Below are 13575 nucleotides of genomic sequence, written 5' to 3' on the forward strand. Positions count from 1 at the left end.
AACGCAACGTGTTGCCCGAAGTGGGTCGCCATCCTGGGAGGCGGCAGCTACCGTGAGAGCCCTAGCGTCTCAAGCCGTGGTCCGGCGTGGTGTCGGACCTCTCGGGAGGCCCCTCGGTGCCGCAAGCGCGACTACACCAGGAGGCCGGTGCCCGGCCCCTGGAGGGGTCGGTCCCGGACTACCTCCGAGTAAGCGGGTGGGCGTGTGCCACGAACGCATGTCGTCGACACAAGCGTGCTGCTTTCTGATCCTGGCGCGCTGCTGCGGTTCGCGGAGCACAATGTCGTGCTCCCCCTCGTCGTCATAGGGGAGCTGGAGGGCAAGAGGAACCACCCGGAGCTGGGCTGGTTCGCCCGGGAGGCCCTGCGCCTGCTGGATGACCTGCGCATCCGGCACGGTCGCCTCGACCAGCCCATCCCGTTGGCGGGTGGGGGAACGCTTCGGGTGGAACTTAATCACACCGATGCGGCTGTTCTTCCCCCGGGGTTCCGGGTGGACACGAACGACTCGCGGATCCTGTGTGTCGCGATGAACCTCGCCCGCGAGGGCGCGGACGTCGTGCTGGTCACCAAGGACCTCCCGCTGCGGGTCAAGGCCTCGGTGCTGGGGCTGCCGGCAGAGGAGTACCAGGCGTTGTCGCCGGTGGACACCGGCTTCTCCGGCATGGCGGAGGTCACCGTCGCCCAGGAGGACCTGGACCGGCTGTACTCCCGCGAGTACACGGAGATCCTGGAGGCCGCCGACCTGCCCTGCCACACCGGCCTGGTGCTCACCACGGCGGGGGGCAGCGCCTCGGCGCTCGGCCGGGTGACGGCGGACAAGCAGGTCCGGCTGGTGCGCGGTGACCGGGACGCCTTCGGGCTGCATGGGCGTTCCGCGGAACAGCGGGTGGCGCTCGACCTGCTCCTCGATCCGGACGTCGGCATCGTCTCGCTCGGCGGCCGGGCCGGCACGGGCAAGTCGGCGTTGGCCCTGTGCGCGGGTCTGGAGGCGGTGATGGAGCGCCGGGCCCACCGGCGGGTCGTCGTCTTCCGGCCGCTTTACGCCGTCGGCGGGCAGGATCTCGGCTACCTGCCGGGCAGCGAGAACGAGAAGATGGCGCCCTGGGCGCAGGCCGTGTTCGACACCCTCGGCGCCCTGGTCTCCCAGGAGGTGATCGAGGAGGTCGTCGACCGGGGGATGCTGGAGGTGCTCCCGCTCACCCACATCCGCGGGCGGTCCCTGCACGACGCCTTCGTGATCGTCGACGAGGCGCAGTCGCTGGAGCGTGGAGTCCTGCTCACCGTGCTGTCCCGGCTGGGGCAGGGCTCCCGGGTGGTGCTCACGCACGACGTGGCGCAGCGCGACAACCTGCGGGTGGGTCGGCATGACGGGGTCGCGTCGGTCATCGAGACGCTCAAGGGCCACCCGCTGTTCGCGCACGTCACGCTCACCCGCTCGGAGCGTTCGCCGATTGCGGCGCTCGTGACCACGATGCTGGAGGACCTGGTCCTCTGACACGCTGCACCCGGACCGGGCCCGCGTGGCGGCCCGGTCCGCGGTCCAGCCCAACGGCCCGCGGATCCGGCTGGGCGCCGGCGGGTCGCGGGAACGCCTGGCCGCTCTGGATGGTTGTCAGAGGAGACACTCACCGGAGGTGGCACAGATGTTCTTCGGTCGCCATAAGACCACGCTGCCCACGCCCGAGGAGGCGCTCCCGGGCCGGGACCGCCCGGTTTTCGTGGGCGACTCCCGGCACACCGTCCTCGGTACCCCGTTCACCGGGCCGTTCCCGGACGGGCTGGACACGGCCGTGTTCGGCCTCGGCTGCTTCTGGGGCGCGGAGCGCGCGTTCTGGCGGGTGCCCGGCGTGTACACGACCGCGGTCGGCTACGCCGGCGGATCCACCCCCAACCCGACGTACGAGGAGGTGTGTTCCGGCCAGACCGGGCATACCGAAGCGGTGCTGGTCGTGTTCGATCCGGCGAAGGTCTCCTACGCCGAGTTGCTGAAGGTGTTCTGGGAGGGGCACGACCCGACCCAGGGCATGCGCCAGGGCAACGACGTGGGCACGCAGTACCGCTCGGCGATCTACACGACGTCCGACGCGCAGGCGGCGGCGGCCGGCGCGAGCCGGGACGGGTTCGAGAAGGTCCTGCAGGGCGCGGGCTTCGGCCCGATCACCACCGAGATCGGCCCGGCGGGCCCGTTCTACCTCGCGGAGGAGTACCACCAGCAGTACCTGTCCGACGCCAAGAACCCCTACGGCTACTGCGGCCTCGGCGGCACGGGCGTGTCCTGCCCGGTGGGCGTCGCCTCCACGGACGGCTGACAGCGGCCGGTGGTTCGGGCCACCGGCCGGTCATCGCCTTCGCCGAGCGCCGCGGTCAGCCTGACGGCCGCCTGAGGCCGCGGGGTCAGCTCTGGGTGGCGTGGCGTGGTTCCGCGTCGTCGGGGGTGGCAGCAGCCGAGGTCGGGCGGCGGGGCGGCGTGGTGTGTGCCCCGTCGATCGTGTGGACGTCCCGGCCGACCGGGACCCGGGCGATGCTGTCCACGACCGCGGTCGGCCGGTAGGGGAAGCGCTCGACGTCGGCGTGCGTCGTGATGCCGGAGAGCACGAGCACGGTGTCCATCCCGGCCTCCAGGCCGGCGACCACGTCGGTGTCCATCCGGTCGCCGATCACCACCGTCGTCTCGCTGTGCGCGGACAGGGTGTTCAGGGCGCTGCGCATCATCAGCGGGTTCGGCTTGCCGACGAAGTACGGGGTGACCCCGGTCGCCTTGGTGATCATGGCGGCGACGGCGCCGGTCGCCGGGAGGAGCCCCTCGACCGACGGCCCGGTCGGATCGGGGTTCGTCGCGATGAAGCGGGCGCCGTCGCGCACCAGCCGGACCGCTCGGGTGATCGCCTCGAAGCTGTAGGTCCGGGTTTCCCCGAGCACCACGTAATCCGGCGAGCTGTCGCTGAGCACATATCCGATGTCGTGCAGCGCCGTGGTGAGCCCCGCCTCGCCGACGACATACGCCGAGCCGCCCGGCCGCTGCGTGTGCAGGAACAGCGCGGTGGCGAGCGCGGAGGTCCAGATTCGCTCGGGCGGGATCGTGAGGCCCGAGCGGGACAGCCGCGCCGACAGATCGCGGGCCGTGTAGATCGAGTTGTTCGTCAGCACCAGAAAGCCGAGGCCTGAGGCGATGATGCCGGCGATAAACGCGTCCGCCCCGGCAATCGGGTGTTCCTCGTGGACGAGAACGCCGTCCATGTCGATGAGATAGTTCTCGATGATCCGTTCCGACATGACCACTGATTCTGCCCGCCGCCCGGCCCGCCGGCGGGCAGGGGCGGTCACTGGGAGCGGCGTCTCACAGCACCGCGACGCCGGCGGCCTGCTGGCTGGCCGGCAGCGTCAGACACAGGGCGGGGACGACGAGCCACTCCCGCAACCCCTCGTCGTGCGCGTACTTGTGCGCGTAGCCCGGGGTGCGAAACGGGCCGACCACCCCGCGGACCCGCCCGCCCGAGCCCCCGAGCACGACCACGGCCCAGGCTGCGGCGTCGTCATCCGCCGCCCCGTCCGGCAAGGATGTGGATTCCCACCAGTACGGCCCACACTCGACCATTCACGCCCCCTTATGCATGTTTTTCAGCGGCCACCCATGACGGCGACACATGGTTCGGCAGGTCATCGCATCGAGCGCGCAAATTCGCGTCGCTGGATGCCTCTGCCGAAATGATCGTCGCTGGTCCCTCCGGCCGGGCCGGCGATGCGCCACGATGCACGCCGACGCCGTGGATGGCCCCCTCCGATATCGTGCGCTTTCCCGTCGCCTTGTCCACCGAAACGGCCGAATTTTTCTCGGCGGTGTCCGGTGAGCGGCCCACGGAACGCGCGTCTGCATTGGCTGGTGCACGGCCGTTCTCACCCGGCATACGTTCGCGGCGGTCCGGACACGGCCGAATCGACAATGTGACAAACGTCGTCGAGTGCGCTGGCGACCCACCGCGGGGTGGCGCGGGGGTGGCGCCCGGCGCGGGCTCGATGGGGTGCGAGCGCGGTCCGACGGGGGTGCGAGCGCGGTCCGGCGGGGAGCGGACCTGGTCGGAGAGGTCGCGGGCAGAGCAGGGGAGGTCGCGGACCTGGCCGGGAGGCGGCGGGCAGAGCAGGAGAGGTCGCGGACCTGGCCGGGAGGCAGCGGAATCGGCCGGGGAGGTCTCGGGTCCGGCCGGCGGCGATCCGGGCGCAACGTCCGGGTTGATTCGGGCGTCTGTTCTGTCGATTACTTCTCGCGATGTGGGGGATCAGTGCGCCGGCGCCGTAACGATTACCGCAACTGGGAGGAACTGTCCCGCCAGGAGCGCCGCCGGGGCCTCGCGATCCTGGGCGTGGCCGGCGCCGGCGCGGTGACCGCGGTGTACCTGATCGTCGGCGGCGGCGGAACACAGGCCGAGGCCGGCGCGGTGGTCCCGCCGACCATCGACGTGAAGTCCCAGCTCGCCACCTGGTACTCCACCACCGCCGGGATCCGCGACGAGATCGTTGCGTCCGTCAACGCGGTGCGCACGGACATCCAGGCGTCCGACGGCACGGCGCTGAGGCCGGCGTGCGTCCAGCTCGGCCAGGCCGTGGACCGGATCGGCGCGCTCGGCGTGCCGCCCGTCGTCACCGCCAGCCAGACCTGGACCGACGGCGCCACCGCCTACGCCCAGGCCGTCACCGCCTGCGGGAACCTCTTCGACGGCACCGCCCTGCCCCCGCCGGTCCTGCTCCAGCGCACGACCGATGCCCTGAACACCGCCGACGGCCACTGGACGAGGCTGGCCGCCCAGATCGGCGCGCCGGCGCAGATCGTCCCGACGAACTAGCACGTCGCCCGTGGGCGTCCACCCTGCCAGACTCGGGCAGGTGGACCATCTCGCGCTCATCGAGGCCGAGGGCGTCGCGCTGCTGGCGACGACCAGCGAGCATCTCGACAGTCCCGTGCCGACCTGCCCGGGTTGGAGTTCGCGACGCCTGCTGCGGCACGTCGGACGCCTGCTGCACAGCGTCAGCGCCGTCGTGGCGCGGGGCACGGCCGAGCCGCCGCCGCCGAATCCGCCCGCGCCCACCGACGACGAGGGACTGACCGCCTACTATCGGCGCTCCCTCGACGACCTGCTGCGCGTGCTGCGCGAGACCGATCCCGCCCGGCCGGCCTGGAACCACACCGGGGTCGCGCCACCGGTCGCCGGGTTCTGGCACCGCCGCCTCGCCCAGGAGCTCACCGTGCATCGCTGGGACGCCGACAACGCCGTCGGCGCCGCCCGCCCACCCGCGGCGGAGGTGGCCGCGGACGGCGTGGACGAGCTGCTGACCGTCCTGCTGCCCGGCGAGCGCGCCCGCGCTACCACCACCGGACTGCCTCACGGCCGCGTGCATGTCCATCTCACCGACGTCGAGGGGGAGTGGCTGGTCGCGCTGGCCGGCAACGACGTCACCGTGACCCGGGAGCATGCCAAGGGGGATGCCGCCCTGCGTGGCCCCGCCGCCGCCGTGCTGCTCGCCCTGTGGGGCCGGTTGCCGTTCGACGATCCTGGTCTCGCCGCCTTCGGTGACGTCGCCCTGCTCCCGGCGCTGCATCCCGGCGTCTGACCGTCTGACCGCCCGAGCGGCCCGGCGCCGGAGCGCCCGGGGCTACACCACGGTGGTGCCACCCGGGTGTGGCGCCGGATGACGCTTTGAGGGTGGCGGGGCGTGCCGGGCCGGCACCTGGGTGCCGGCACTCAGGTGCGGGCCCCGCTCTGTGCCGGCGACCGCTGTGCCGGCGACCGCTGGGGTCAGGAACCGCCCTGGGGGCGCCGGAACAGCGTCGCGGTCGGCGCGGCCTGGCTCAGGGTCGCCTTCGCCGGGGTGAAGAGGAACGACTGCTGTGGCACGCCGTCCGGCCCGAGCAGGAACGCCCGCTCGATCGAGTCGACGGTGATCCGGGCCCCGCGGTCGATGCCCGCCCCGACGACGCGGGTGGCCTCGATCGTCGAGATGTCCTCGGCGACCGTGCCGGGGGGTAGCTCTACGGCGGTCGCGGCGGGGGTGTCCCGTTCGATCGCCCAGAGGGGATAGATCTTGGCCGACCGGTAGGTTTCGCCGTTGCCGGACAACCGCACGCCGACCGACAGGCCGACCCAGTTGTTCTCCGTGTTCGGCGGCCCCACGGTGCTCTTACGGATGATCAGATAGAGGTAGTTGCGCGGGTCGCTGATCTTCGTAGTGGAGTTCGGCGCCTTGTTCTCGTCGACCTTGCCCTCGCGGGCGACCTCCTGCGCCATCACCCAGTAGGTCCACGGGTTGCGGTCCATCTGCCGCTCGCGGGCGTCGGCGTTCGGGTCGAGGGTGTCGGCGGCGGACAGGGCGAACCGCATCGGGTCGGCCGGGTTCTGGCACATGCCGTTGTTCAGCGTGCAGGTCCCGAGCAGCGGGTGGCCGCCCTCGGACCGGCCGGTGAAGGGCTGCGTCGTGTGGTCGGGGCCCTGGATGACCGCGCTGCCGGGGATCGCGTTGCCGGCGGCGTCGATCTCCACCTGATAGGCCCACTCGATGTCGGTGGTGCGGCCCCACTGCGCCATCAGCGCCGGGGTGGACGTGCCGCCGTCCTCGTTGCTCCACACGATCGAGTAGGTCAGCAGCCGGTGCCCCGAGATCGCCGTCGGCGCCTCGGAGTGGAAGGCCAGCAGCGGCGTGTCCGTGATCGCGTTCTGGAACGGTCCGCCGGCCAGCGGGTCCGCCGCGGTCGCCGCCGACGGCGCGCCCGCGCCGGGAGAACCGACGGTGGGCAGCGGCGTCGTCCGGCCATACACCACCGGGGCGTGCGCCAATGCCTGGTAGCCGTTGTCCTGCGGCGTCACCGTCCGGAAGGTGAAGCCGGTCAGCCGGGCCGACGCGGCCGCCTGCGGCGAGCGATCGGCGGCGAACTGCGCTCGCAGGGTGTGGTCGCCGGCGGTGAGGTGGCCCAGCGCCAGGCTCCGCTTGATCGGGAACGAGGCGGGGATGACGACGTCGGTGGCGTAGGTGTTGTCGACGAACAGGGACACGACGGCCGACTCGCTGCCCGGTGAACCCCACGACACCCCGGGCGCGGCGGTGGTGACGTCGAGCAGGACCTCGCCCTCGGCGCCGGTCCGGAACGGCATCGAGGCGTCCTGCCCCCGGTTCAGCACTACCTCCGCCGGCGGTGCCGGTGCCTCGTCACCGGAGCCGCACGCCCCGAGCCCGACCGTCAGTGCGGCCGCGGCCAGAGCCGCACCCACCGCCCGCCGCAGTCCCCTCGACACCCGCGTTCCTCCCCGAAATCGGGGAGGTCGCCACCCGCGCGGCCGTTCCCCACGTCCCCGATTCCCGTACACATCCTGCTCTGTAGTGAATTGTCGTTCTGCACCGGTACGGCCGGCGTCGAGTGGGTGGCCACGCGTCCGGTCGCGGCGACGATGGGGCGATGGCGATCCCGGACCCGTCTCGGCGATGCGCGAGCTCCGCACGGGGAAGGGCTGTCGGTATCGGGAGATCGGCGTCCGGTGAGTTGTTCGGGTCGGGTGAGTTGTTCGGGTCGGGAGAGGCGTTCGGGTCGGGTCGGGTCGGTTGTTCGTGGCAGGGAGAGTGGGGACATGGCGCAGGGGCGACGCAGCGGGCCGGCGGGAGACAGGGCCGACGAGGGCGGCGGGGTGACGGCCGCCGCCGGCGGGTCGCCGCAGGCCGCCGGACCCGCCGGGACTGCTGGGACTGCTGGGATCGCAGCGGCCGATCCCTCGACCGCGGCGGCCCTCGCGGCGGGAATCACCCCGCGCCGAGTCTCCAGGAAGGAGTATGAGAGGGAACTCGCCGGCCTGCAGACCGAGCTGGTCCGGATGCAGGAATGGATCCGGCATACCGGATTCCGACTGGTGGTGGTGTTCGAGGGGCGGGACACCGCGGGCAAGGGCGGCACCATCAAACGCATCCTCGAGCGACTCAACGCCCGTCAGTGCCGGGTCGTCGCGCTGGGCACGCCCCAATGCCACTTCCACTATTTGGATCTTGACTGGTTGCGGTGTGTCGGTTCGGGTGGTTCTGCCTGGTTGGCGGCATGATCGTGGGCTGTGACGGACACGGGTAGCCAGCTGATGGACTGGATCTCGTTGGGGGTCCTGACGTCGTTCGTGTCGCGGGATGCGGTCGACGAGGCGATCGAGGCGACCGGGACGGGTGCCCGGCGCAGCGACACGACGATCCCGCCGCGGGTCGCGGTCTACTTCGTGATGGCGCTCGCGTTGTTCGCGGACGACGACTACGAGGCGGTCGCGCGCCGGCTCGCTACCACGCTTGACGATCTCGACGTGGTCGGGCCGCGATGGGAACCGACCTCGGGCGGGCTGACCAAAGCCCGCCAGCGGCTCGGTGCGGCACCGCTGGCGGAACTGTTCTCGCAGGTCGCCGGGCCGGTCGCGGACCTCGACACGGTCGGGGCGTTCCTCGGCCCGTGGCGGCTGATGAGTATCGACGGACTGGAGTGGGACGCGCCCGCCTCGGCGGAGAACATCGCCGCGTTCGGCCTGCCCGCGGGCCGCGACGGCGCGCCGGGGGCGCTGCCGAAGGTCCGCGCCCTCACCGTGTCCGAGTGCGCCTCGCACGCGCCGGTGCTGGCCGTGCTCGGCCCGGCCGGCGGCGCGAAGCCCGCCAGCGAGCAGGCCCTGGCCCGCACCCTGTACCCACGGCTGGCCGAACGCTGGCTTCTGCTCGCGGACCGCAACTTCTACTCCTGGACCGACTGGTGCACGGCCGCGGACACCGGCGCGGCACTGCTGTGGCGGGTCAAGGCCAGCCTGCGGCTGCCGCCGCTGCGCGCGTTGTCCGACGGCTCGTACCTGACGGTCCTGGTCAACCCGAAGATCACCGGGAAGGCGCGGGACGCCCTGGTCGCCGCGGCCCGCGCCGGTGAGGTACTCGACCCGGCGAAGGCCCGCTACGCCCGTCTCGTCGAGTACGACGTGCCCGACCGGGACGGCGACGGGAAACACGAGGTCATCGCCCTGCTCACCACGATCCTCAACCCACGCGACGCGACCGCGTCCGCGCTGGCCGGGGCCTACCGGCAGCGCTGGGAACACGAGACCGGTAACAGGCAGCTCAAGACCTACCTACGCGGCCCGGGGAAGGTCCTGCGCTCGAAGCACCCCGACACCGTCTACCAGGAGATCTACGGCTACCTGCTCACCCACCACGCGATCAGCGCGCTGACCTGCCAGGCCGCGACCGCCGCCGGGATCGACCCCGACCGGATCAAGTTCAAGCGCACTGTCAGGATCATCCGGGACCGGGTCGCCACCGACCCGGCTTTTTCCCCCTGACCAGCGGGCACGCACCCAAGGCGAGATCGCCACCGACATCACCCGACCGACCCGGCTCAACACCCGCCGCGAACGCACCTACCCCCACGTCGTCCGCCGAGCCCGCCACAACCAGTACCCGGTCAAGAAACCCGGCCAGCACGGCATCCGCCACCATGCCCCGCCCACGATCAGACTCGCCAACCCGGTGAAACCCCAGGTCACAGCTTGATCAACTTAGCGGAAGTGGCATTGTTGCGTCACGAACACGGAGAGGAGTCGGTCGGTAGGTAGCGACTACTCGATGTGATGCTGTGCAGGAGATGGAGGATTGTGGCCCTCCGGCGTCGCCCTGCGGGGGGAGATGTCAAATCACCTTGAGCTGCGTTAGTTGACGACTGTCGTGGTGAGCGTCGAGGAAAAGGCGGTGTAAGAGCCGTCAGATGGGGACCAGAAAGCCGAACGTGAGTGAACCGCTGATGACGTGTCGAGATTTAGGAAACGGCGTCGAAACCGGGGTGTCAATGCGACTCCGGGATGAGCCTGGCGGGTGCCCGTCTATTGGCCAGGTGGCGTCCGGCATGCAGGCGGCGGGATTCTGGTCTGCTGCTCCTGTACGGAACGTGAGAAGGCGCGCGTCGATACAGGGTCCACCGGGCAAAGATGACGGTGGCTCCGAGAGGGAGTGCGTCGAGCGGCGGGAACCGTGAGGCGTTGAGTACCGATGCGATGCGCGCTGGCGGACCGACTCGTAGTAGTGATGAAGCTTCTGTAATGGGAGCGGAGCGAAGGGGTCGGCTCACCTGTGGTTTGCGCACACGAGCAACCGGAGGGGCTCCCTCCGGGAGGACGAGCAACCAGAATATTCTTCTGGGAGGACACGAGTGGGCAAGTTGGATCCGGAAAGTAAACCGTTCGATATATCGAAGCGACTGGTGTGGGAGGCGTACGAGAACGTCAGGGACAACAAGGGTGCCGCCGGGGTGGACGGGTGGTCCGTCGAGGACTTCGAGAAGGATCTGAAGAACAACCTGTACCGAATTTGGAACAGGATGTCCTCGGGGACCTACTTTCCGCCTCCGGTTCGGGCGGTCGAGATACCAAAACCGCACGGCGGAGGGACAAGGATGCTAGGTGTTCCCACCGTCGCCGACAGAATCGCACAGACAGTGGTGGCCCGGCACCTGGAACCCCGTACCGAGTCGATCTTTCATGAGGACTCGTACGGGTACCGGCCAGGGCGGTCGCCGCTGATGGCGGTGGAGAAGTGCCGCCAGCGGTGCTGGGAGAAGAACTGGGTGATCGATCTTGACATCCAGAGCTTCTTCGATTCGGTTGATCATGATCTGGTGGTCAAGGCGGTGAAGGCCAACACCGATCAAAAGTGGGTGGTGTTGTATGTGGAGCGGTGGCTGAAAGCGCCGATCCGGATGCCCGATGGCAGGCTGGTGGAACGGGATCGCGGTACTCCCCAGGGATCGGCCGTGTCACCCGTGCTCGCTAATCTGTTCTTGCACTATGCGTTGGACCTGTGGATGGTCCGGGAGTATCCGGCTGTCCCGTTCGAGAGGTTCGCGGACGACGTTGTGGCGCACTGCGCGACCGAGCGGCAGGCCAGGCAGCTGCTGGGGGAACTGACCGAAAGGTTGGCCAGTGTCGGGCTGCGAGTGCATCCCGACAAGACGCGAATAGTGTACTGCAAGGATCGGAAACGGCGTCAGAACCATGAACAGACGTCGTTCACGTTCCTGGGCTATACGTTCCGCCCCCGGAAGGCCCCGACGAAGGACGGCGGGAGCATGTTCACCGCGTTCCTGCCGGCGATGAGCGGGGAGGCCCTGAAAGACAAGGGCCGTACTGTCAGGCGCTGGCGGCTGCACCTGCGTACCACCTCGGACATCGGGGAAATCGCCGTGTGGATGAACCCTGTCATCCGGGGCACGCCCACCGAGCGGGAACGCACCCAGTGGTACTTCCAGCGATACCTGGCGCACCTGCCCGCCGGCGGCGAGATCGTGCTGTTCGACCGGAGCTGGTACAACCGGGCGGGGGTCGAGCGGGTGATGGGATTCTGCACCGACGACGAATACGACGACTTCCTGCGCACCTGCCCGCAGCTCGAGCGGGCGCTGGTCCGCTCCGGAATTGTCCTGGTGAAATACTGGCTGTCGCTCAGCGACGAGGAGCAGGAGCGTCGCTTCCAGGAGCGCATCGACAATCCCGGCAAGCGGTGGAAGCTGTCGGCGATGGACCTGCAGGCACGGGCCCGTTGGGTGGATTTCGCGGCGGCCAAGGACGAGATGTTCGCCTACACCGACATTCGTGAGGCGCCCTGGCACGTGGTGGACGCCGACGACAAGCGCACGGCCCGGCTCAACCTGATCAGCCATCTGCTGTCGGTCGTGCCGTACGGCGACGTGCCACATGACCGCGTCGTGCTGCCCCCGCGGCAGGAGAAGGCCTACAAGCGACCCCCGATCGACAGCCAGACCTGGGTGCCGCGCCGCTACGTGCGGGGCTGAGCGGGCCGTCCACCGGCCAGGCGGCCCGCCGCGGGTGGCGCGCAGGTGCCACCTGATCAGGGTGAGACGGCCCTCGCGCAACCGCCCTTTCGGTGCCGGTCGCGGCCCTGCGCCGGCCGTCCGTCGGGTGGCGCCGCCGGGTCGACGGGCCTGCCGGCGGTGGCCGTACCTCCCGCTGCCCGCGGTTCTTCGGCACCCACCCGTGGCCCGTCACGCCGTTGACCAGGATCTGTGTCGTTGCCCACGCCGCATTCACGCGGGTGGCTTCCGGGTCGACCCATTCGTTCAGCGGATACGGTACCCGGCAGGGAATGAACCGGACGACGGTCCGCGGCCGACCACCTGTGCGACCTGCGATTCGAGCGGGAGAGGGATTTCGTGCGCAAGTTCGTCATCATGGGAGTACAGGGCAGTGGCAAGGGAACCCAGGCGACGATGCTGGCACGGGATTTCGACCTCGTCCACATAAGCGTCGGCGACGTCTTCCGCTGGAACGTACAGAATCACACGAAGCTGGGCGCCCAGGTGAAGCGGACGGTTGCCGCCGGCCACCTGGTCGGCGACGACCTCGTCGAATCGGTGGTGCGCACCCGGCTGGCCGACCACGACTGGAACTACGGCTTCATCATCGACGGATTTCCCCGCAACGCGCGGCAGGCAGAGTTCTTTCTGGAGAGCTACGACATCGACGGGGTCATCTACCTGGACCTCCCGGACGACGAGGTCTACCGGCGGGTGCTGGCCCGCCGGCTGTGCTCCCGCTGCGGACTGGACTACAACCTGATAGCGAGCCGGCCGGTCATGCCGGACACCTGCGACGTCTGCGGAGCACCGCTGCGCAAGCGCGCCGACGACAATCCCCAGGCGCTGGCCGTGCGGCTGCGTGACTACCACGAGAAGACCCAGCCGGTGATGGAGATCTTCCAGCGCAAGGAGTTCGTGGCCGTGGTCGACGCCCGCCGCGAGCCGCGGGCCGTTCAGACGGAGATCCGCGGGTACTTCAACCTGCCGGACCTGGCCCCCGCGCCGGTGTGATCCCCTGCCGGCGCCGCCCGCCTCGTCAGTTCTTCGTGAACACGATGGCGATCGCGTTGGACTGGCCGAGGCCCGCGACGCCGAGGCTCCCGGTGACGCCATGCCCGTTGAAGGCCAGCGCACGGGCGACGCCGGGAATGCCGACGTCCGAGGTGATCCGGTAGCCGGCCGGCGGCAGCGCCGTGCGGTAGAAGGCTGCCACCCGGTCGCTGGACACCCCCGACAGCGTCACCGTCGAGGTCTTCCCGGTGGTCGTGCCGACCTTCACCCCCGCCCCGGGCGGCACGGGGAAGTCCGCGGGGACGTTGGTGCCGTGCAGCGCGGCCGGTCCGGTCACCGCATCGATCTTCCCCACCCCGGGGATGGACGTCGACAACGAGCTGGGAAGGGCCGTCGGCAGGGCGGTCGGTAGTGCCGTGGGCAGGCCCCTCGGCAGTGCCGTGGGCAGTGCCGTTGGCAGGCTCGCGCTGGCGCTCGGGTCCGGCAGGTCGACGCCGTCCGAGCCGCAACCGGCCGTCAGACCGACGAACCCGGTCAGGGCGAGCCCCGCCATGAGCACCGTGGCCCGACGGGGACGGCGGTCCCCTGGGCGCGTCGCGCCGAGAGCCTGACTGTCGGCCACGGTGGGGTCCTCCCGTTCGTCCCGCGGTTCCCGGGCCCAACCGCCGCATCGCTCCAGGTAGCCGGTGAAGGCGTACGTGATGGCGC

The 13575-nt window shown here is 70.3% G+C and carries 11 protein-coding genes and 1 pseudogene; 8 read left to right on the plus strand and 4 right to left on the minus strand.

Going from position 1 to position 13575, the window contains the following annotated elements; all coding sequences use genetic code 11:
* The first annotated feature begins 204 nt into the window (after positions 1-204).
* Positions 205-1497: an RNA 5'-3' helicase PhoH2 gene (gene phoH2 / locus AC5R91_RS22985; protein WP_495393390.1), complete on the plus strand. Its 1293-nt coding sequence runs from the start codon at positions 205-207 to the stop codon at positions 1495-1497.
* A 148-nt stretch (positions 1498-1645) separates the two neighbouring features.
* Complete coding sequence (gene msrA, locus AC5R91_RS22990; protein ID WP_495393391.1) at positions 1646-2311, plus strand: peptide-methionine (S)-S-oxide reductase MsrA; 666 nt, start codon at positions 1646-1648, stop codon at positions 2309-2311.
* 85 nt (positions 2312-2396) lie between these two features.
* Here the strand turns inward: msrA and AC5R91_RS22995 are convergent, their stop codons facing one another.
* The gene (locus AC5R91_RS22995; protein WP_495393392.1) at positions 2397-3275 is read right to left on the minus strand and encodes an HAD-IIA family hydrolase; all 879 of its coding nucleotides are present in this window, start codon (positions 3273-3275) and stop codon (positions 2397-2399) included.
* 64 nt (positions 3276-3339) lie between these two features.
* Positions 3340-3597, minus strand: coding sequence for a hypothetical protein (locus AC5R91_RS23000; protein ID WP_495393393.1), 258 nt, complete (start codon positions 3595-3597; stop codon positions 3340-3342).
* A 682-nt stretch (positions 3598-4279) separates the two neighbouring features.
* Here AC5R91_RS23000 and AC5R91_RS23005 point away from each other — a divergent pair.
* A complete protein-coding gene (locus tag AC5R91_RS23005; protein ID WP_495393394.1) occupies positions 4280-4840 on the plus strand; it encodes a hypothetical protein in 561 nt (186 codons plus the stop codon).
* Between the two features lie 10 nt (positions 4841-4850).
* The gene (locus tag AC5R91_RS23010) at positions 4851-5606 is read left to right on the plus strand and encodes a maleylpyruvate isomerase family mycothiol-dependent enzyme (RefSeq protein ID WP_495393395.1); all 756 of its coding nucleotides are present in this window, start codon (positions 4851-4853) and stop codon (positions 5604-5606) included.
* 185 nt (positions 5607-5791) lie between these two features.
* On the opposite strand, the gene AC5R91_RS23015 is transcribed toward AC5R91_RS23010, so the two are convergent.
* On the minus strand, positions 5792-7282 hold the full coding sequence (locus AC5R91_RS23015) for a hypothetical protein (RefSeq protein ID WP_495393396.1): 1491 nt from the start codon (positions 7280-7282) through the stop codon (positions 5792-5794).
* 330 nt (positions 7283-7612) lie between these two features.
* On the opposite strand from AC5R91_RS23015, the pseudogene AC5R91_RS23020 reads away from it, so the two are divergent.
* The 4 genes and pseudogenes from AC5R91_RS23020 to AC5R91_RS23035 form a co-directional block, all read left to right on the plus strand.
* A pseudogene (locus AC5R91_RS23020) lies at positions 7613-7996 on the plus strand (polyphosphate kinase 2); the annotation flags it as partial.
* 87 nt (positions 7997-8083) lie between these two features.
* Complete coding sequence (locus AC5R91_RS23025) at positions 8084-9331, plus strand: IS4 family transposase (protein ID WP_495392250.1); 1248 nt, start codon at positions 8084-8086, stop codon at positions 9329-9331.
* Positions 9332-10245: 914 nt separating this feature from the next.
* Complete coding sequence (gene ltrA / locus AC5R91_RS23030; RefSeq protein ID WP_495398036.1) at positions 10246-11832, plus strand: group II intron reverse transcriptase/maturase; 1587 nt, start codon at positions 10246-10248, stop codon at positions 11830-11832.
* A 378-nt stretch (positions 11833-12210) separates the two neighbouring features.
* Positions 12211-12867: an adenylate kinase family protein gene (locus AC5R91_RS23035; RefSeq protein WP_495393397.1), complete on the plus strand. Its 657-nt coding sequence runs from the start codon at positions 12211-12213 to the stop codon at positions 12865-12867.
* Between the two features lie 25 nt (positions 12868-12892).
* Here AC5R91_RS23035 and AC5R91_RS23040 read toward each other — a convergent pair whose 3' ends face one another.
* Positions 12893-13489, minus strand: a complete 597-nt coding sequence (locus AC5R91_RS23040; protein WP_495393398.1) for a hypothetical protein — start codon at positions 13487-13489, stop codon at positions 12893-12895.
* Between the last annotated feature and the right edge of the window lie 86 nt (positions 13490-13575).

This window comes from Frankia sp. BMG5.60, from assembly GCF_059428125.1.